At 64.5% G+C, this 20,679-nt stretch carries 15 protein-coding genes; 8 read left to right on the top strand and 7 right to left on the bottom strand.

The window, feature by feature from the left end; genetic code table 11:
* Nucleotides 1-233: 233 nt before the first annotated feature.
* Genes U5768_RS29625 through U5768_RS29635 form a run of 3 tightly spaced genes read right to left on the bottom strand, consistent with a single transcriptional unit; the run spans nt 234 to nt 3,936 of the window.
* Nucleotides 234-1,613 (bottom strand): DUF1254 domain-containing protein, encoded by a 1,380-nt coding sequence (locus U5768_RS29625; protein ID WP_322033876.1) that lies wholly within the window; start codon nt 1,611-1,613, stop codon nt 234-236.
* A gap of 54 nt (nt 1,614-1,667) precedes the next feature.
* Complete coding sequence (locus U5768_RS29630) at nt 1,668-2,633, bottom strand: DUF1254 domain-containing protein (RefSeq protein ID WP_322033877.1); 966 nt, start codon at nt 2,631-2,633, stop codon at nt 1,668-1,670.
* Nucleotides 2,634-2,658: 25 nt separating this feature from the next.
* Nucleotides 2,659-3,936: an MFS transporter gene (locus tag U5768_RS29635; protein WP_322033878.1), complete on the bottom strand. Its 1,278-nt coding sequence runs from the start codon at nt 3,934-3,936 to the stop codon at nt 2,659-2,661.
* A gap of 175 nt (nt 3,937-4,111) precedes the next feature.
* On the opposite strand from U5768_RS29635, the gene U5768_RS29640 reads away from it, so the two are divergent.
* Nucleotides 4,112-4,939 carry a Crp/Fnr family transcriptional regulator gene (locus U5768_RS29640; protein WP_322033879.1) on the top strand — a complete coding sequence of 276 codons (828 nt, stop codon included), beginning with the start codon at nt 4,112-4,114 and terminating at the stop codon, nt 4,937-4,939.
* Nucleotides 4,940-4,986: 47 nt separating this feature from the next.
* Here U5768_RS29640 and U5768_RS29645 read toward each other — a convergent pair whose 3' ends face one another.
* A complete protein-coding gene (locus U5768_RS29645) occupies nt 4,987-5,898 on the bottom strand; it encodes an alpha/beta hydrolase (RefSeq protein WP_322033880.1) in 912 nt (303 codons plus the stop codon).
* A gap of 434 nt (nt 5,899-6,332) precedes the next feature.
* On the opposite strand from U5768_RS29645, the gene U5768_RS29650 reads away from it, so the two are divergent.
* The 3 genes from U5768_RS29650 to U5768_RS29660 all read left to right on the top strand — a co-directional run bounded on the left by U5768_RS29650 (nt 6,333) and on the right by U5768_RS29660 (nt 11,306).
* Nucleotides 6,333-8,099 (top strand): alkyl sulfatase dimerization domain-containing protein, encoded by a 1,767-nt coding sequence (locus U5768_RS29650; protein WP_322033881.1) that lies wholly within the window; start codon nt 6,333-6,335, stop codon nt 8,097-8,099.
* 99 nt (nt 8,100-8,198) lie between these two features.
* Nucleotides 8,199-9,524 carry an MFS transporter gene (locus U5768_RS29655; RefSeq protein WP_322033882.1) on the top strand — a complete coding sequence of 442 codons (1,326 nt, stop codon included), beginning with the start codon at nt 8,199-8,201 and terminating at the stop codon, nt 9,522-9,524.
* A gap of 78 nt (nt 9,525-9,602) precedes the next feature.
* Entirely contained in the window at nt 9,603-11,306 is a 1,704-nt protein-coding gene (locus tag U5768_RS29660; protein ID WP_322033883.1) for an AMP-binding protein, read from the top strand.
* 67 nt (nt 11,307-11,373) lie between these two features.
* On the opposite strand, the gene U5768_RS29665 is transcribed toward U5768_RS29660, so the two are convergent.
* Nucleotides 11,374-12,276 (bottom strand): SDR family oxidoreductase, encoded by a 903-nt coding sequence (locus tag U5768_RS29665; protein ID WP_322033884.1) that lies wholly within the window; start codon nt 12,274-12,276, stop codon nt 11,374-11,376.
* A gap of 274 nt (nt 12,277-12,550) precedes the next feature.
* Between U5768_RS29665 and U5768_RS29670 the strand changes: the two genes are divergently transcribed.
* A complete protein-coding gene (locus U5768_RS29670) occupies nt 12,551-13,336 on the top strand; it encodes an SDR family oxidoreductase (protein ID WP_322033885.1) in 786 nt (261 codons plus the stop codon).
* A gap of 69 nt (nt 13,337-13,405) precedes the next feature.
* Nucleotides 13,406-14,533: an iron-containing alcohol dehydrogenase gene (locus U5768_RS29675; protein WP_322033886.1), complete on the top strand. Its 1,128-nt coding sequence runs from the start codon at nt 13,406-13,408 to the stop codon at nt 14,531-14,533.
* A gap of 41 nt (nt 14,534-14,574) precedes the next feature.
* Here U5768_RS29675 and U5768_RS29680 read toward each other — a convergent pair whose 3' ends face one another.
* Together U5768_RS29680 and U5768_RS29685 are read right to left on the bottom strand one after the other, a co-directional pair.
* Nucleotides 14,575-16,377: an acyl-CoA dehydrogenase gene (locus U5768_RS29680; RefSeq protein WP_322033887.1), complete on the bottom strand. Its 1,803-nt coding sequence runs from the start codon at nt 16,375-16,377 to the stop codon at nt 14,575-14,577.
* An 86-nt stretch (nt 16,378-16,463) separates the two neighbouring features.
* Nucleotides 16,464-17,045, bottom strand: coding sequence for a DUF2889 domain-containing protein (locus tag U5768_RS29685; protein WP_322033888.1), 582 nt, complete (start codon nt 17,043-17,045; stop codon nt 16,464-16,466).
* A gap of 323 nt (nt 17,046-17,368) precedes the next feature.
* On the opposite strand from U5768_RS29685, the gene U5768_RS29690 reads away from it, so the two are divergent.
* Entirely contained in the window at nt 17,369-19,450 is a 2,082-nt protein-coding gene (locus U5768_RS29690) for a 3-hydroxyacyl-CoA dehydrogenase NAD-binding domain-containing protein (protein WP_322033889.1), read from the top strand.
* A gap of 47 nt (nt 19,451-19,497) precedes the next feature.
* Entirely contained in the window at nt 19,498-20,676 is a 1,179-nt protein-coding gene (locus U5768_RS29695) for an acetyl-CoA C-acyltransferase (protein ID WP_322033890.1), read from the top strand.
* The last annotated feature ends 3 nt before the right edge of the window (nt 20,677-20,679 follow it).

Consider the following 20,679-nt stretch of genomic DNA (forward strand, 5'->3'; position numbering starts at 1 on the left):
CCTGAATTCGCGCTGCTCGACGACGCCTGGTGCACGTGTTCAGGTATCCGAAGATTTCACGACCACGCGGGATCGGCTCTCCGGAGACTGGCCGCCCCAATCAGCCTGACGCCAGATGAGAGCGCCGGGCCGCGCGGACCCTCGTGCGCTGTTCAACACAGCCGAGCCAACCGTGCAAGCGCCATGGCAACTGGTTCCGTTTATCCACAAGGCGCCGTCTCCGGAGCAACCATTCATTCGGCTCGTTGCAGCCCGGGCGCCTTCCACGTACCGTTTAGCGCCTCCGGCCTGGGCCAGTACAGACGTCCCGCGATCACGAATGGGCCGTGCGGTGCGGGAAGCCAGTTCGACTCGCGCCCGGCGCCAGGAGAGTCGGCCTGCACGTGAATCGTCACACCGCCATCGGGATCGCGCTTCAGATCGGGCAGCATCGCGGAATTGATGAGATAGCGGCCAAGCGGATTGGCGATCAGCAGCCGCGATGGCAGTGCATACAGTGTCAACGACCAGAAGGCGTGCACTGGCGGCAACTGCCCGGGCGCGTAGCGCAGCACGTAGCGGTGCGAGGCGCCGTTCAGCGGTTCGCCGTGCGTGTCGAGATAGTACGGCGGGTAAAGCGTCTCTTCCTTCGAGTTGCCATAAAGACCCGTGGCGCAGGCACGCATCCGGTACAGATAGTTGCCCTGCAAAAACTCGCGACTGCCCAGCAGGTCCGCCGTCGATACCGTGCCCGCGGCAATGCGCTTGCCCAAGGCCTCACAATCGTTCCACGCGTCGGCCATGCCATCAGCGATCGCCGAGCGAATCTGTGGCGGCAGCGTGGATGCATCGAACGTCGCGCCCGTGCCGATGCCCAGCCGCGCAAAGCGCTCGCGCAGCGTGCGCTCTTCGGGATGCGGTGTGCAGTACTGCAGCACGTGGTTCAGGACATCGAAAAACGCCAGCGAGTGACGTTGCGCGTCGGCATCGAGCGGCGCCTTGAATGCATCGGGCGATGCTGCCGGCGGCGCGTCCCGGCCGAGCCACGCGGACAAGGTCTCGACCGCGTACCCGGCTTGCACGGCCTTGACGTTTTCGATGTCGGCGGGGCCGAACAACTGGGTGCGAAAGAACACGAACGCCAGTTGGGTTTCCGAACGGATCACGCGGTCGATTCCTGGCGGCGTTTCGCCCTGCCATGCGGGACCGGCCAGCAGATATCGCCCCGCGCCGTTGCCCGTGGCGCGGCTGCCGACGTACGCGAAATTGAAGGTGTTCAGATCGACGAACTGCAACGAGTAGTAGCGGCCCTCGTCGACCTTCGGCACGGTGATGACGAGCGGCTCGGCGCGAAGATCGGCGCCGAGTTGCGAATACGGGGTGTCGGAATTCGGCGTGGGATACACGGTGTCTTCGTGCGTGTACACCCGCGCTTCGTTGTGAAGCCGGTTCCAGGGCGCCTTGAACTCCGGGTGCGCGGAGTTCGAGAAATAAGTGTGAAGAACGCGATAGTTGTCGACGAGCGGAAAGCCGTAGACGTACGCATCTCTCGCGATCAAGCGCGCTTGCGCGGGCGTGAGTGTCGCGTGACCGGGGACATCCTGAGCAGGGTCGTTACTCGTGCTTGCGAGCATTGTTGTATTCCGCAATTGGGTGCGTTGAAAGCAGATCCGGCGCGCTGCGCAGAATCACTGCTGCGGCTGTGCTTCGGGAAAGCGCCATTCGCCGTTCAGGATCGACGCGTGAGGGCGGTAGAGCCGGACCATGTAATTCCAGCCGGGCGTGATGGGCAGCCAGTTGGAAGCCGCTGCGGGGTCGCCGCCGAACTGAATGCGGATCGCTCCGTTGTCGTCGCGTTGCGCCGTGAGGTTGTTGAGCGTGTACGCGCCGTGCGGGTTCGGCTCGAAATAACCTTCGCGGTTGTAGACGCTGATCGACCAGAATCCGTCGAGTGGCACCTCGCCGACCTGCAATACATGGACGGTCTGGCCGTCGTTGGCTCGCGGCGCGACGGTCAGGTACAGCGCATCACGCTCCGGATTGCCGCCCCAGGCGGTCGCGCAACCAATGAGGTGCCGGACCGGCTCGACCTCGTCCGGTGCGCCGAACATTCCGCGCGAGTCGGGCAAGGTCGCGCCGAGCGCGCGCAGTGCGCCCCGCACATTCGCCTGGCTGACGGGATCCCATTGCGCAACCTCGAATTCGCCCTGCGCGGGCTGCATCACGGCAATCGAATCCTGCAACGCGTGCGCGCGGGCGATCTGCGCGGGGTCGGCGGGATCGATGAGCGTGCGCACGCCCAGCAGAACGTAACGCGTGCCGATCTGCTCGCGGGTGAAGGTGTGCTCGCCCGCGTCGTAGACGACCGCCCGCACATGGTGGTTCATGTCGATGACCTGAAGCGAGCGGAAGTCTCGTCCGGCTTCAGGCAGCGCGATAGTCAGAGGGCCCGCGTCCAGATCGAAGACCGCGGCGGAATAGAGCGTGTCGCGATTGGCCCGCACGATGGATTGCTGGTCCACGGGCATGAGGTCGCGGCGATGGTGAAAGCGACCGAAGCCGCCCTGTCGCACGGCTGCTGCGAAATAGAAGTCCGATTCCGCGCTGACGAAATTGTCGGCGGTCACGAGCGGGAGCGAAGTGTCTGGTGTCATGGTCGGAAACATTGGGTTAAAGGCGTCAGGGCGATTCGGGGGTTAGCGTGGCGGGCGTGTCGTGACGTTGGCGGTCGGGATGAAGGTAGCAGGCGGCTAGCAGCGCGGCGATCACCATCAGCGCGGCGCCAATGAGAAACGCCGTTTCGTAGGATCGAGCATTCGCCGCGCCATAAGCCTGCAACACACGGCCCGTGACCGGCGGTGCGATGGCGCCGGCGACGCTCGCGAGGGCCGTCATGATGGCGATGATGGAGGCGCGCTGAGCCGATGGCACGAGTGTGGCGACGACCGGCACGACGAGAGCGAAGCAGCACATGGGCAGCGCGCTCGCCAACGCGAACACCACGACCTTTTGCAGCGGCGTGAGACTCAGGGTCGCGAGGGCGAGAAACAGGGCGGCGCTGAGCACGAAGCAACCGTTGACGATCTGCACGCGTGCGACGCGCGTGGAGGTGCCGCGGGCCAGCAGCCGTCCCGAAAACCACGAGACCCCGATGGTGACAGGCGCGCTGAAGAGAACCACGAGCGCGAAAATGCGGCCGGCGCTCACGCTGTCGTAGCCGAGCCCGGTCTGCAGATACGAGGGCAGCCAGGTCAGAATGAGGCCGAGGGTCCAGTAGGCGGCAAAGCTCAACAGGAAGACGAGCAGGATCGCCGGTTGCCGCAGGATGGTCCGATAGGGCACGCGCGCGGCAGTCTCGCGCGCGGCGCGATCCGCCAGCGTGCCCTCCTGCCCGAAGCGCAGCCACAGCACGCACCAGGCGACGCCGATAGCGCCGAGCACCATGAAGTTGACCCGCCATCCCCAGTGGTGTGTGACAAGCGGCATCAGCAGGCCGGCGAGGATCACGCCGAGCGCGGCGCCCTGATTGATGATCGCGATGGGCAGGCTGCGCTTGTCGTCGGGGAACCACTTGAACAGCGCATGAACCGAGACGGGAAAGGACGGACCCTCGGCCGCGCCCAGCACGACCCGGCACACGACGAGCGTGACGACGCTTCCCGATGCTGCGAGCGGCCATTGCAGCAGTGACCAGATCGCCGCCATGCCCAAAAGCAGCCAACGCGTGGGAAGGCGATCGGCCAGCAATCCGCCTATCACGTTCGAAACGGAGAAGAGCCAGAAGAAGCTGCCCGCGACCATGCCGAACGCGGCCGGCGACAGGCCGAATTCGGCCATGAGCGGCGTGGCGACCATACCAAGCACGACCTTGTCCAGAAAGTTGATGGTCGCGAGCGCCGCCAGCAGGACGGCAACGGACCACGCTTGGCGGGGACGGTAGTGGGACGCTGAAGTCAAGATCTGTCTCGTGTCAGTGGAGGTGGCGGAGTGCCTTCGGCAGCACGCTCGCCGCGCGGCACAAAAAAACTTCGCGCGCCGGTATAAACTTTCGCGATGCGTTGCTGCCTGTGCAGTTTTCGCGGCACAGCCGCCCCTCTTGTTATGTGTGTAGCCGTGTTCGGCTTTTTCTGGAGTGAAGCGTGTCCGGTACGCTCGTTGCCAGTGTCATGGTGATTTTCGGTGTGATGCGCCGCATCAATCTGTCACCATGACGACAGAATTCGCAGATTCGTCGTGGCGCGCGCTGGCGCACCGCATCCTCACCCGTTCGGACATGCTGCGCGGCACCGCCGAAACGACGCTGGAGCGCTTCGTCGAAACGGGGCGCATCATGAAATTCGCCGATGCGAATTTGCTGTCCTCATATGGTCAGCCGATCGAAACCTTGCTCGTCGTACTTTCCGGGGCGCTCGAAATCGGGGTATCGACGCTCGCGGGCAAGCACTTCGTTATCGCGTATCTCGGTGCGGGCCTGATTTACGGACTCATTCCGATCATCGACGGCGGCGGATCGCTTTATGACGCGCGCGCTCACGGCGAAGCGGTCGTGCTGGGAATTCCGCGTGATGTCGTTCTCGAGGCGCTACGTCAAGACCCAGGCCTTGCCCACGCTTTTCTGCTGCTGTTTTGCAAGCGCTCGCGGGTGCTGTACGGCGGTGCCTCCGCCAACGCGCTCGCACCGTTTCGCGTGCGTGTCGCGCGCGCGCTGGCTTCGCTGCTACCCGTTCACGGAATCACGCGGGGCGAAACCGTGACCCTGGCGCTGAAGCTATCGCAGGAAGAATTCGGCGCGTTGCTGGGCGCGTCGAGGCAAGCCGTCAACCGGGAACTCAAGGCGCTCGAAAGCGCCGGCGTCGTCTCGCTCGCCTATTCGACGATACAGGTGCTCGACTGCGACGCGCTGGGCAAGATTGCTGAATTCGATGACGGCGTGGTTCGGGACGTGAGTATTCGGCCCTGAGCAGGTTGTCCGGCAACGACCGCTTGCGGACTCAAGCGGTCTCCAACTCACTCGCAACGATCGCTGACAAAGCGTTCGATGGCGCGGTTCACTCGCATGCCTTGCTCGTGCACCACCCAATGGCTCCCCTCCGGAATGCGCTCGATACATAGTTGCGCGAAGTATTGTTCAGCGCCGTCAAGACATCCGGGCAAGAGCAGTTTGTCCTGCTCCCCCCATATGACGAGCGTTGGCACTTGCACGGTGAGCGCGTGCGCAGCGATTGCGAGCTGTTCCGGCTGTGTGCTGTCGCGGCCGCTCTGATGCGGCACCGCGGCACGATAGTAGGAGAGCCCGGCGCGAACCGAACCAGGTCGCGACCACATATGCCGATACTCGGCCTGCAGCGTGTCGTCGAACCAGGACGGCAGGCTTTCGTAGTTGCCTCCCTTCACGATAAAGCCACGCAGGTATTCGAAATCGTTCGCGCAGACCTGCGCTTCCGAACCCTCCTGCACGAACAGGCGGATATAGGCGCTGGCGGCCTGCTGCGCGGGATTGGTCGCGAGTTCGCGCTGGAATATGGCCGGGTGCGGGATGTTGATCATCACCAACCCGCGCAGGCGCTCCGGGTGAGCGAGCGCGAACGCGCAGGCAATCGCGCCACCCCAGTCATGACCGACCAGCACACATTGCTCGTGGCCCAGGTGGTCCATCAGCGCGCGTAAATCGTCCACCAGATGAGGCATGCGATAGCCCCCGGTTTGCGCCGGGCCGCCTGACTCGTTCACGCCGCGCGTGTCCAGCGCGACCGCGTGATAGTCCTGACCGAACCAGGCGAGCTGCGCCTGCCATGCGCGCCAACATTCCGGGAAGCCATGAACGAAGAGCAGGAGCGGACGATCGGGCGCCCCACAGCTCGCGTAATGAAACGAATGGGTGTTGATGGTCACATAGTGATGCTGGATCGGGGCGGGCACGCGCGTCTCCTTGGGAGTGGGTCCAGGTGGGTCTGATCGGGCATGTCGCAGCCATGGTCTAGCTAACCAGGCAAATGCGAGGCAAATACCAGGCAAATTCCAGTCAAGACAGCGCTGCCCATGTGTCGGACAGGGAGCGTACCGCCTTGGCGTCGGGCTCTTCCCCCTAGTTAAGAGGGGGGAGGAGGATAGCGCTTTTATGTTGTGATGACGTCTGATCAGTCTCGTTGCAATCGCCGTTCAGGCTAGCTGCCCGGGCGCGCAGCAGCAGCGCGACTGGGGCATCCGCCCGGGCCTGAGGAGACGGGTCCGTTACACGTGAGGCCGGGGCCTACTGGCCAGAAGTACTGGCGGCGCGCCGCGCAGACAACACACTTCAGAAAAGCAGGAATTCGAAGATCATGACTATCGCACCTCCCAACGACAAAAACGATATGACCCTCCCGAGGACGCCAGACGTTCACGCCGCGACGATCGCGCGTTACATGGGCGCGCAGGTGGAGCTGGCGAGCGCGCCGAACGGCGCCGTCGTCAATCGGGTCGCGCTGGAACGCCTGCACGCCTCCGAGCCGCACACGCCCGAGGTTCGCAAGATCGTCGATGGCGTCTGGTCGGTGATCGGGCACAGCCTTGTCAATGTCCACGTTATCGAAGGCGAGCGCGGGCTGATCGTCTACGACACGGGGTTCAGCGTCAAGGAGGCCGAAACGATCCTGCGCGACATTCGAAAGATCAGCGCCAAGCCGGTAACGGCGATCATCTATAGCCACTGGCACTACATCTGGGGCGCCGGCGTGATCGCGGAAGGCAACCCGGACGTGGAGATCGTGGCCCACCCGAATCTGCCGAAGAATCTGGCTTCCCCCGATTTGCCGATCCCCGAGCTGGACATTCTTCAGAATGTTCGCGCCATGACGCAGTTCAACAACTTCATGCCGGCGGAAGGACCCGACGCCGCCATTGCGCCGCTGATGGACTTCAAGCCGGAGCGGGCGATGCTGCCGCCCACGCGCCTCGTGCAGAACGACGAGGAGATCGTCATCGACGGCGTGCGCATGAAGTTCTTCACGCGCTACGGCTCGGATGCGGACGATTGCATCACGCTGTGGCTGCCCGATTCGAAGGTCGTTCTGACCAACCTGCTCTGGCACGCGATTCCCAACGTCTATCCGCTGCGCGGCGCGGCATTCCGCGACCCGCGAAGCTGGATCATGGGCCTGAGGGAAATTCGCGACCTCAATCCGGCATACGTGCTTTCGACGCACACGTTCCCGATCATGGGGGAAGAAGCCTCCCGCAAGACGGTCACCGGGTATATGGACGCACTCGCGTTCATCTATGACCAGACCGTGCGCGGGGCGTTGAAAGGCATTTGCCTGCAGGATCTCAAGCACACGCTGGCGTTGCCGAAGGCGTTGCGCGACATTCCGCAGAACGCGGAGGTCTATGGCGAGTTGTCCGCGTTTCCGCAGGCCATTTTCCAGCATGCGCTGGGATGGTTCGATGGCGACGCGGCCAACATCAACACGCTGCCGACCACGGTCGAAGCGCAGAAGATGGCCGAACTGGCCGGCGGCCGCGAAAAGCTGATGGCCGCGGCGGAAAAGGCGCTCGACGCGAAGGAATACGCGTGGGCCGCGCAACTCGCCAACTATCTCTATCGCCTCGATCCGTACGATGCCGCCGTGCGTCGCGTGAAGGCCACGGCGCTGCGGAAAATGGCGCAGGCGGCGACCGGTTCGATCGCCCGTGCGTTCCTTCTCTCGCAGGCGCGTGCGCTCGAAGGCAGCGTGAAAATCCCGCGCGTTCTTTTCATGCCGGCGGCGCGCCTGATGCTCACCAGCCCCGCCGTGCTCGTGAATCACTTCCGTGTGCGCGTCGATCCGCAGAAAGCGGAGGGCGTCGACCAGGTGCTCGCCGTACGATTCACGGACGTCGACAAGACCTACGCGCTGCACGTGCGCAATGGCGTTGCGGAGTTCGTGGCGGAGCCGGCGCGTCACTACCATGGTCCGGACGACACCATCGCGCTGCCGCGCCTCGCGTGGGCGAAGTTCTACACGGGCGAGTACGACGTGGATGCGCTGCTCAACGATTCGACCGCCGTTATCGAGGGCAGCCGCGAGCGCGTGCACGCATTCCTCGCCTGCTTCGATCACTTCGATCCCCGAACGAACTTCAGCATCCCGCCGCTTCGCTAATGCCGTAGACACGGCCGATGCCCGGCTTGCCGCGCATCGGCCATGAGACGCCTATGGCGAACCCGCAGCGGTTCGCACCTCATCTTCGGAGAAGCCTGCATGTCGGCAGAGAATTACCAACCCGCCAAGGCGTGGCGCACAGCCAGCCTCCTGTTCTGCTTCACGGCGCTGAACTATATCGACAAGCTCGCCGTGGGCATGCTTGCCGTGCCGCTCATGGTCGATCTCAAGCTCACGCCGACGCAATTCGGCCTCGTCGGCAGCAGTTTTTTCTGGCTATTCGCTGTGGCGGGCGTCGCGGGCGGCTTCGCCGCCAACCGGATACCCGCCACCCGCATGCTGCTGTTGATGGCGCTCACCTGGTCAGTCCTGCAGATTCCCATGGCGTTGTCGTCGAGCCTCGCGGTGCTCGTGGTCTGCCGCTTGCTGCTCGGTGTCGCGGAAGGGCCCGCGTTCCCCGTCGCGATTCACGCTTGCTACAAGTGGTTTCCCGACCGCCGCCGCGATGTCGCAACGGGCGTGCTCGCGCAAGGCGGCGCTGTCGGCATGGTGGTCGCCGGCATCGTCATTCCCCTCGTCACCACGCATTGGGGGTGGCGCGCCAACTTCTACGTGCTGGCGTTGACAGGGCTGCTATGGGTACTGGTATGGCGCGCGTTCGGCCGCGAAGGCAACGTGGAGAGCGGCGCGGCGGATGCGGACCCGGCGCTTGCCTCCATGCGGGTGCCGTACCGGCATCTGCTTCGCCGGCCCACGGTGCTCACCTGTTTCGTATTGCACTTCGCGGGTTACTGGTGCTTTGCGCTCGCCATCACCTGGCTGCCGGCGTATCTGCAGATCGGGCTGGGTTATCCGGCCATCCAGGCAGGCCGCGTGTACGCATTGCTTTCGGCGCTCATCGTGGTTTCCGGTGTGGTGGGCCCCATGCTCGTGGCGCGCTTGCTGGCGCGCGGCGTATCGACCCGCAATGCGCGCGGCCGCGTTTCCGCGCTGATGTTCATCGTCGCGGGCGTGGCGCTGATGTCGGTCTGGTTCACGCCGTATGCGCGCCTGGGGAGCGTGATCGCCATCAGCCTCGCATTCGCGAGTCCTGCCGTATACGTGGCGATGGGCCCCGCACTGCTGGCCGAAGTGGTGCCCGCTTCGCAGCGCGCGGCGGTGCTGGCGATCGACAACTCCATCGCGTCGATTGCCGGCTTTATCGCGCCCCTCGTTACCGGCCGCGTGGTTGAACACCTTGCGGGGCGAGGCGGCTACGAAGCGTCTTTCGCCATCTGCGGGGCGATGATGCTCGCGAGCGGCTTGCTGGCCATGATGACGATCGCGCCTGAAAAAGACGCACGGGCGCTGTCTCGCTATCGGCGCGTTCAGCCCGCCGGTGAAGACGGAATGGCGCTTCCTCCGGAAAGGCCGCTGGCGCGGTAGCATGACTTCGGCGGCAGGCGCCGCAAGCGCCTGCCGAAAAGATGACGCAAAATCAGCAGGAAAAAGGTGGAGACATTGATGAGCAGTACAGATTCGGGAACCCTGATTCATCGCTTCCTTCACTGGGAGCGCGTGCAGCCCGATGCGATCTATTTGACCGAGCCAACGCCGGACGGACGGATCGTGGACTACACATGGGGCGCGGTCGGGAACGAAGCCCGGCGCATGGCCGCCTGGTTGCAGTCGTTGCAACTGCCGCCGCGCAGCGCGATATCCATCGTGGGCAAGAACAGCGCGCACTGGATCATTGCCGACCTGGCGATCTGGCTCGCCGGCCACATATCGGTGCCGGTCTATCCGACCGTCAACGCGGGCACCGCGAAATACGTGTTCGAACATTGCGACGTGCGTCTGGTGTTCGTCGGCAAGCTCGACGGCAAGACCGACGCGTGGGACGAGATTCGCAAGGTTCTGCCCGAAAGCGTTCGTCTGGTGGGCCTGCCGATGTCCCCGCCCGTGCCGCCGATGGAGCAGTGGAGCGACATCGTCGCCAGCACCGCGCCGCTTCAGGACGTGCATCTGCCTTCGCCCGACGAGCTGGCAACCATCATCTATACGTCGGGCAGCACGGGGCAGCCGAAGGGCGTTATGCACACCTTCGGCACGATCCATGCCTTCGCTGTACAGTCCGGCATCTTCAGCGCATTCACGCCGGACGACCGCGTGCTCTCGTACTTGCCGCTGGCCCACACCGCCGAGCGCTCGTTTGTCGAGGCGAATTCGCTGTGTCATGGCTTTCATGTGTACTTCAATGACGGTCTCGCGACCTTCGCCGAAGATCTGAAGCGCGCGCGTCCAACGGTATTCATCTCCATGCCCAGGCTGTGGACGAAGTTCTACCAGGCCGTATGCGCGAAATTGCCCGAAAGCCAGCAGGCCTTGCTTCATACCTCCCAACCGGAAGCGGCAGCGCTCAAGCGGCAGATTCTGGCCATGCTCGGTCTGGACGCCACGCGTCTCGCCTTCACGGGTTCCGCGCCGCTGCCCGAGGAAATCACGCAGTGGTACCGCACGCTGGGGCTCGAACTGCTGGACGTGTACGGCATGACCGAGAACTTCTCGTATTCGCACTACAGTCGCCCTGGGCTCGTGCGAAGCGGGTACTCGGGCCAGGCGATGCCGGGCGTCGAATGCAGGATCGCCGGAAACGGCGAAATCCTGCTCAAGGGGCCGACCATGATGACCGGCTACTACCGGCAGCCCGAACTGACGGCGCAGAGCCTGTCCGAGGACGGTTATTTCATGACCGGCGACCGTGGCGAACTCGATGAAATCGGCAGGCTGAAAATCACCGGGCGCGTCAAGGAGATCTTCAAGACCAGCAAGGGAAAATATGTCGTGCCGGTGCCCATCGAAAACAAGCTGAGCCATCCGAAGGTGGAGGCGGTTTGTGTCACGGGCCCGGCTTTCGCGCAACCGTTCGCACTCCTGATGCTGTCGGCTCCCGCGCAAGGCGAACTGAGGGATGCGGCGGTGCGCGAAGAGCTGCGCGCCGAATTGCGCGCCATGCTGGACGAGATCAATGCGACGCTGGAGGATCACGAAAAGCTGGACTTCTTCGTGGTCGTCGACGAACGCTGGGCGACGGAAAACGGCTTTCTCACGCCGACGCTCAAAATCCGGCGCGCCGTGATCGAAGAACGCTATCTGCCCGTGGCGCATGCGTGGGCTGAAATGAAGCAGGCAGTGATATTCGAATCGGAAGCCAGAGCGCTTCAATAGTCTGTGAGCCGGCCCGCCCGGTTTCGATACGCCCGCGTGCCAGCACGCGGGCGTATTTCCATCTGGCCTAACCCCGCAGTGCCCTGGCGAGGTTCTCCCGAAGCTCGGGACGCCCTGCATAGGGGTCGCCCGGATTACGCCCGGCAATCAGATGATCGAAGCGGCTCGTCACAGGCTGCATGGCGTTGGGGTGCGAGTAAATGTAGAAGTCGGCTGCGTGCACGGCGTCGTAGGTCAATTGCGCAATCTCCTGGGCGCTGATCTTCGCCGAGGTGACGGCCTTGTCGGACATATGTTGCGCAACCTGCTGCGAGCGCGTGGGCGTTTGAGCGTTCGCCAGGTTGGCGGGCCGGTTGCGACGGGACTGGTTGAAGCCGGTCGGAACGAAGTAAGGGCACAGCACGGAGCAGTGAATCTGATCCGTGACGAGCGCGAGGTCGTGGTAGAGCGTTTCGCTGAGGGAGACCACAGCATGCTTCGAGACGTTGTACACGCCCATGGTCGGCGCGTTGACGAGGCCCGACATCGAAGCCGTATTGACGATGTGCGCTTCGTACGCCGCGTCGCGCGCCGCCGCTTCGAGCATCAACGGCGTGAAGATGCGGATGCCATGAATCACGCTGTTGAGATTCACGCCGAGCACCCACTCCCAGTCCTTTTCGCTGTTTTCCCAAACCAGGCCGCCGGCGCCCACACCCGCATTGTTGAACAGCAGATTGACCTCGCCGAACGTGTTCATGGCCAGATCCGCGAGCGCCTGCACCTGGCTCGATACCGACACGTCGGTACGCAACGCCGCCACCGTCGCGCCCTGAGCGCGGAGTTCGGACGCCGTGGCGTCGAGTCCATCCTGCTGGATGTCGGCCAGCACGAGTTTCATGCCGAGCTTCGCGCCATGTGCGGCAAACGCCTTGCCGAAGCCAGAAGCCGCACCTGTAATGACGGCGACCTTACCGTGGAATTGATTCATTGTTCTTCCTGCGAAGAGAAGGAGCAGCGCTCGCGCGATTGATCTGCGGGAAAGCGGATGACGCGAGGAGTGAGCGAGCAGAAGCGGGGAAAAAGCGGGGTAAAAACGGGAGCGTCCCAATCCCGTCAAGAGAATAGGCCGCAGGGTCGCGCGGGCGGCCCACTCCTAACGAGGGGAGAGCGCCGGCTCAAAAGCTGATTAACTGGGTGTGCTGCACCCATGCGGCCGCGCGCCGGCGCGCCATGGCAGAACTTCCAACCGTAAAGAAGCGACTATGCGTACAGTGAAACAACTCTTCGACCTGAAGGGGAAAACGGCCCTCGTGACGGGCGGCTCGCGCGGGCTTGGCCTGCAGCTTGCCGAGGCGCTCGGTGAGCAGGGCGCGCGCGTCATGCTTTCGGCCCGCAAGGCGGACGAACTGGCGCAAGCGAGGCAATTGTTGCGCGATAGCGGGATCGAGGCGGAATGCATTACCGCCAATGGCGCAAGCGAGGCGGATATCGCGCATCTCGCCGACCAGACGCTGGCGCAGTTCGGACGCGTGGACATCCTCGTGAACAACGCCGGGGCGGCCTGGGGCGCGCCCGCCGAAGATCATTCGATCGAGGCGTGGGACAAGGTGATGAACCTGAATATCCGTGGCCTCTTCCTGCTCACGCAGCGCATCGGCAAACTTTCGATGATTCCCAACCGCTACGGGCGGGTCATCAACATCGCCTCGATCTCGGGACTCGCGGGCAACGTGCCCGGCACGATGGAGACGATCGCGTACAACACGTCCAAAGGCGCGGTGGTGAATTTCACGCGCGCGCTGGCGGCCGAATGGGGCGAGCATGGCATCACCGTCAACGCGCTCGCACCGGGCTTTTTCCCGTCGAAGATGACTCAGGATTCGCTGCACCGCTGGGGCGTCGAGAACATGTGCGCCCGCGTGCCGCTGCGGCGCCTCGGCGACGACGAGGATCTGAAAGGCGCGGCCGTCCTGTTTGCGAGCGACGCAGGCAAACATATCACGGGGCAGATACTGGCGGTGGACGGCGGCGTGAGCAGCGTCGCCTGAGCATGCTTACCCGGTCTGGATCGTAAATTTTCGCAGGGTGGCGGATTGACAGACTTCTCGTTCAGCACAGTGCGCTCGATCGTGGTCGAGCGGGCAGGGGCGAGCCGCCTCGCGTCGCATCTGCGCAAACTGGGCAGCCGATCGGTGCTGGTCGTAACCGATGCGGCATTGGGTTCGTCAGGACCCGCTACGTATATGCCACGGGCCCTCGAATGCGAGGATATCCAGTGCAGGGTGTTCCGCGACGTGCAGCCGCGTGCGCAGGAGTCAATCGTCGAGGCGGCCGCGCAATGTGCGCGGGTGGGACAAGTGGATTGCATCGTCGGGCTCGGCGGCGGCAGCTCGCTCGACACGGCGAAGATCGCGGCTTTGCTTGCGAGGAGCGGAGAGTCGCTGGCGGATGTGTGCGGGGTGGATCGGGCGCGCGGGCCGCGCTTGTCGCTCGTTCTTGTGCCGACGACCGCTGGCGGCGGCGCCGAAGTCAGCGCGCGCGCAGTCGTGACGCGACGCAGCGGCCGGTGCGATTTCGTTGTCTCGCCGCACCTGCTCGCGGACGTCGCGCTGCTCGACGCCACGCTGACCACCGCATCGCCGCCGGAAATCACGGCGGCGACCGGTATCGCCGCGATGATTCGCGCGATCGAGGCATTCACTTCCCCTCGGCTGAAAAACCCCATCTCCGATAGCTTCGCGTGCAGGGCGCTGGATTTGCTGGCGTCGAATGTGCACACCGCCTGCCACAATCCCGACGATATCGAGGCGCGGGAGCGGATGCTGACCGGCGCCTGCCTCGCGGGCATGGCGTTCGGCAACGCGCCGGCGGCGGTCGTGCAGGCGCTGGCGCATCCGCTCGGCGCGCATTTTCGCGTGTCGGATGGTGTTGCCGACGCGCTCGTATTCGCGCAGTTGATGCGCTTCAATCTCCACAGCGCGGCCGACCTGTACGCGCATCTCGCGGGCTATGTGTTGCCCGGCATTACGGGAACGGTGGCGAGCAGGGCGGCGTTGCTGATCGCGTATTTCGAGGCGCTGCCGCGCTCGCTGGGACTGCCTGCGCGCCTGCGCGATGTCGGCGCGGGGGATGCCGACATCGAACAGCTTGCCGCGGACGCGATGAACGAGGCGCCGTTCCTGGCCACCAGCCAACGTGAACTCGCGCTGGACGACGTGCGCGGCATCTATCGCGCCACGCTCTGAGCGGCGCGACGATATCGCCTGCACCGGGCACGCCGCCGCGCTCAGAAGTCATCGTCGCCGAGCGCGAGCACGCCTTCGTTGCTTCGCTGGCTCAAGATCGTGACTTCGAGACTCAGTGCGCGCGGCAGGATATGCGTGGCATAGCAATGCGCGGTCGCCATTTTCGCGCCGTGGAACGCCGCGTCGAGCGAGAGGTGGTCGTATGCCGCGATCAGCGCGCGCGCCATCTGCCAGCCGCATAGTACGATGCCCGAAAGCAGCAGATACGGCACGCTGCCTGCGAAAGCCACGTTGGGATCGGCCTTCGCATTGGCGAGCATGAAGTCGACGGCCCGCGCCATCGACGTGCGGCCGGCGTCGAGATGCCGGTGCATCGCGGCAAATTCCGGGCGAGTGTCGAACGCGCGATACGCGCGCAGTTCCGCGAGCGTTTGTTCGATGCACGCGAGCATCTGTCTTGCCACCGCGCCGCCGTCACGTACCGTTTTTCGCCCCACGAGATCGTTGGCCTGAATCGCCGTGGTGCCTTCGTAGATCGGCAGAATGCGCGCGTCGCGGTAATACTGCGCGGCGCCGGTTTCCTCGATGAATCCCATGCCGCCGTGGACCTGAACGCCCAGGCTCGTCACTTCGACGCAGAGTTCCGTGCTCCAGCCTTTGACGATGGGCACGAGGTATTCGTGGATGGCGCGGTGTTTCGCACGCACCGTTTCGTCAGCGTGGTGCCGCGCGAGATCGAAGTGCGAAGCCGCCACATAGGCGAGCGCGCGCGCCCCTTCCGTGAGGGCGCGCATTGCCGTGAGCATGCGCTTCACATCGGGATGGCGAACGATGGGAACAGGCTGGTTCGCGGAGCCGTCTACCGGTCGGCCTTGCACGCGTTCCTTCGCATAGGCTGCGGCTTTCTGGTAGGCGCGCTCGGCAAGACCGATGCCCTGCAGCCCAACGGCAAAGCGCGCCGCGTTCATCATGACGAACATGTATTCGAGGCCGCGGTTCTCCTCGCCGATCAGGAAGCCCCTCGCGCCGCCCTCGTCGCCGAACTGCAGAACGGCGGTCGGGCTCGCCTTGAGGCCGAGCTTGTGTTCGATCGAAACGCACTGTACGTCGTTGCGCTCGCCGATAGCGCCGTCCGCGCCCGGCACGAATTTGGGCACGAGAAAGAGCGAGATGCCCTTGACGCCCTCGGGCGCGTCGGGTGTGCGCGCGAGCACGAGATGCACGATATTCGCCGCCATGTCGTGCTCGCCCCACGTGATGAAGATCTTGGTGCCGAAAATGCGGTAAGTACCGTCTTCCGCGGGTTCTGCCCTCGCGCGCAGCATGGCGAGATCGGAACCGGCCTGAGGCTCGGTCAGGTTCATCGTGCCGGTCCATTCGCCGCTAATCAGCTTCGGCAGATACAGCGCCTTTAGCGCGTCGGAACCCGCAAGCAAAAGCGCCTCGATTGCGCCGTCCGTGAGCGATGGGCAGGTCGCGAACGACAGATTGGCCGCCTTGAGCATTTCGAGGCTCGGCGCCGCGAACAGTTTGGGCAAGCCGTGGCCGCCGTATTCCGCGGGATGCATCAGGCCCTGCCAGCCGCCTTCGACGAATTGCGCGAACGCCTTGCCGAAACCCGGCGACGCATTCACCTCGCCGTCATGCCACACGCCCGGATTGCGGTCGCCCGACGCGTTCAACGGAGCGAGCACTTCCTCGCAAAACTTCGCGCCTTCCGCGAGAACGGCTTGCGCCGTTTCGCGCGTCGCGTCCTGACAACCGGGAAGACTGGCGATCGTGTCGAGGCCGGCGAGTTCGGTCATCACGAACATCATGTCCTGGGTGGGCGCGGTGTAGCTCATGGTTCTTCCTGAATGGTCTGACTGTCTCCGCCCGGAAGGAAGGAGAACGAATGAAAATGGCTGAGGGATTTCAAGTGGCTTTGCGCTCAGGATGCCGCGTCGATGCGCTCGCGCTGGCGGCGTCGTTCTGGCCAATAGATCTTCGCGGCGTCGCCGTTTGCGCGATGCGTGTGACAACTATCGATGAACGGGGGAGCCGCGAGCGGCGCATCGCCTTCGAGACGCGCGCGCCATTGCGGCGAGGCGCGCTGAATCGCGAAGTGAGCCTGCATTGCCGTCGTCGCCATGGGACCGAGCAATTCGGTGAGATGCGTGCAGCCCTTGATGCCGCCCACGCGCGCCTTGACCTGCTGTCGAAATCCCGGACCGATGCGAATCCCGACGAGCCCCGCATAAGCGGATTCGATCTCGTGGCAAAACACCGTAGGGCTTGCTTCGATCCGCGCCGAGATGTCCTGAATGACCAGATCGGCGTCGAGGGTCATGACCATGCGCATGTCGTGCAGATGCGCGCCGGGCGGGATGATCTTGAGAATCAGATCAGTGCCGCCGGGCGTGATGTCCTGCATGCGGCCCTCGATTTCGAAGCGGCCGTCGCTGCGCTGAAACGCCTCGCAAAGCACTTTGCGCGTATGCAGCAGGCGTCGGGTTTCAGTGGTGTCGTTCATGTCTGCGGCCCCTGGATGATCGTGCGAGCGCAGGCGTGGATAAATGCCTGCGCCGTGCCGGCAGGATAGGGCGCGTGCGCGTGCGGCCGTCCCCCTCCTAATGAGGGGGAAGAGCGTGGATGAAAGGTGATTAACTTCTCGCACTTAACACGCTGTGCGATTGCGCCCTGGCGCCCGAGCGCGCCGAAACGCCGCGACCGGCACGCAGCGGACGAAACGCAGCAGACGAAGCGCAGCAGACGAAGCGCAGCAGACGAAGCGCCGGGCCTCTCGCCCTGCCCGCCAGGCGGCCTCGCCATCACCTAGAGACACAAGGAAACAGCATGACAGCGCAGTATCAGGTCCGTGACGGCGTGGCCGTCATCACCCTCGACAATCCCCCTGTCAACGGCCTTGGACACAGCACCCGCGTCGGCATTCTCAATGGCCTGAGTCAGGCGCTCGACGACGCCGCGGTCAAGGCGATCGTGCTCACGGGCGCGGGCCGCGCATTCTCCGGCGGCGCCGACATTCGCGAATTCGGCACGCCCATGGCGCTTCAGGAGCCGAGCCTGCACACGGTGATCGCGTCGATCGAGGCGGCGGCCAAGCTCGTCGTGGCGGCGCTGCATTCGGTTGCGATGGGCGGCGGCCTGGAACTCGCGATGGGCTGCCATTATCGCGTGGCCGCGCGCGGTACGCAGATCGCGCTGCCCGAAGTCAATCTGGGGCTGCTGCCCGGCGCGGGCGGCACGCAGCGTCTGCCACGGGCGATCGGACTCGAAGCCGCGCTGAACATGATCGTGTCGGGCAACACGGTGAAAGCGGAATCGCTCGCCGGCACGCGCCTGTTCGACGAAGTCGTCGAGGCGGACGTGCTCGATGCAGCCGTGCGTCTCGCTCAGCGCGTTGCAAACGAGAAGAGCGTGCATCCGCGTCTGCGCGACCTGCGCGTGGAGCACGCCAACGCCGAGGCATGGCTCGGATTCGCGCGCACGACCGTTGCCGCGAACGCCGGACCGTTTCCCGCCCCCGCGCGATGCGTGGATGCCGTGGCCGCGTCGCTCAAGCCGTTCGAACAGGGCATCGAGGTCGAGCGCGAAGCCTTCATGTCCCTGCTCGGCACGGCCGAGGCGCGCGCGCTGCGTCACGCGTTCCTCGGCGAGCGCGCCGCGAGCAAGATTCCGGACGTGCCTGCCAGCACGCTGCCGCGTCGCATCGCGAAGGTCGCCGTGATCGGCGCGGGCACGATGGGCGGCGGCATCGGCATGAACTTCCTGAACGCCGGCATTCCGGTGACGCTGCTGGAAACGAAAGCCGAGGCGCTGGAGCGCGGCGTGGCCACGATTCGCCGCAACTACGAAAACAGCATGAAAAAGGGCAAGCTCACGCTCGAAGCGCTGGAGGCGCGCATGGGGCTGCTCTCGACCACGCTCTCGTATCACGACATCAAGGACGCCGACCTCGTGATCGAAGCCGTGTTCGAGGATATCGGCGTGAAGCAGGACGTGTTTCGCATGCTCGACGAAGTCATGAAGCCGGGCGCGATTCTCGCATCGAATACGTCCACGCTCGACGTGAACCGGATCGCATCGTTCACGCGGCGTCCGCAGGACGTGGTCGGCATGCACTTCTTCAGCCCCGCGAACGTCATGAAGCTGCTCGAAGTGGTGCGCGGCGACCATACCGCGAAGGACGTGCTCGCCACGGTAATGCAGCTCGCGAAGAAAATCCGCAAGGTTGCGGTGGTATCCGGCGTGTGCGACGGCTTCATCGGCAACCGCATGCTCGAACAGTACAGCCGTCAAGCCGGTTTTCTGCTCGACGAGGGCGCGCTGCCCGAGCAGGTGGACCGTGCGATCGAGAAGTTCGGCTTCGCCATGGGGCCGTTCCGCATGATCGACATGGCGGGCAACGACATCGCCTGGGCTATCCGCAAGCGCCGCGCCGTCGAGCAGCCCGAATTCAACTACTCCAGGGCGGGCGATCTGCTGTGCGAGATGGGACGCTTCGGCCAAAAGACCGGCGCGGGCTGGTACGACTACAAGCCGGGCGACCGCAAAGCGTATCCGAGCCAACTCGTCAACGAGATGATCGTGCAGCACTCGAAGGACCTCGGCATTGCGCGCCGCGAAATCAGCGATCAGGAGATTGTCGAGCGGGTGGTTTTTGCGCTCGTCAACGAAGGCGCGGTGATCCTCGAAGAAGGCATTGCCTCGAAGGCGTCGGACATCGACATGGTGTACCTGAACGGATACGGATTCCCGAAATTGCGGGGCGGCCCGATGCTGTACGCCGACCAGGTTGGCCTTTTCAACGTCGAGCAAGCCATGCGGCGCTATGCGCGCGGCTATCAGGGTCACGCCTGGCAGGTCGCCCCTTCGCTGCGCGCCCTCGCGCAAGCGGGCCGCGGCTTCAATGACTGAGCGCGACCGCGCAAGCATCGACTTCATCGAATTTCCAGGAATCCACCATGAATGAGGCAGTAATCGTATCGACCGCGCGCACCGCGCTCGCCAAGAGCTGGAAAGGCGCATTCAACCTCACGCACGGCGCGACGCTCGGCGGCCATGCCGTAGAGCACGCCATCGCGCGCGCGGGCATCGACGCGGCGGAGGTGGAAGACGTGCTGATGGGCTGCGCGAACCCCGAAGGCGCGACCGGCGGCAATATCGCGCGGCAGATCGCCTTGCGCGCGGGCTGCCCGGTTGGCGTGCCGGGCGCAACGGTGAACCGCTTCTGTTCGTCCGGACTGCAGACTATCGCGTTCGCGGCGCAACGCGTGATTGCCGGAGAGGGCGATATCTTCGTGGCGGGCGGCGTGGAAAGCATCTCCTGGACGCAGCGGCAGATGAATCAGATCTTCGCCGCCGATCCCTGGCTCATTCGTGAAAAGCCCGAGATTTACTGGAGCATGCTCCAGACCGCCGAACAGGTCGCGAAACGCTACGGAATTTCGAAGGCGCGTCAGGACGAATATGGCGTGCGCAGTCAGCAGCGCGCGGCGGCGGCGCAGGCGGCCGGCCTCTTCGATCAGGAGATCGCGCCCATCACCGTCCTCGCCGGCGTGACTGACAAGGCATCTGGCCAGATCGTTTCGCGCGAAGTGACGATTGCCGCGGACGAAGGCATACGCGCGGATACCACGCTCGAAGGCGTCGCGAAGATTCGCACCGCGTTTGCCGGCGGCGTGATTTCGGCGGGCAACGCCTCGCAGTTCTCGGACGGCGCATCGGCAGCCGTGGTGATGAACGCGCGCGTGGCGGCGGCAAAGGGGCTCGCGCCGCTTGGCGTGTTCCGTGGCTTCGCGGTGGCGGGTTGCGAGCCCGACGAAATGGGTATCGGCCCGGTGTTCGCCGTTCCGAAGCTCCTCGCGAAGGCGGGACTCAAGGTCGAAGACATCGGCCTGTGGGAACTCAACGAGGCCTTCGCCGTGCAGGTGCTCTACTGCGCGGACAAGCTCGGTATTCCGATGGAACGGCTGAACGTCAACGGCGGCGCGATCGCGGTCGGGCATCCGTTCGGGGTTTCGGGTTCGCGCCTTGTCGGGCATGCGCTCATCGAAGGCAAGCGGCGCGGCGTCAAGCATGTCGTGGTGACGATGTGCATCGGCGGCGGCCAGGGCGCCGCGGGCCTGTTCGAAGTGCTGTGAGCC

Origin of the sequence: Paraburkholderia sp. J76 (assembly GCF_905220295.1) — a bacterium.
In the GTDB taxonomy this organism is placed as follows: Bacteria; Pseudomonadota; Gammaproteobacteria; order Burkholderiales; family Burkholderiaceae; genus Paraburkholderia.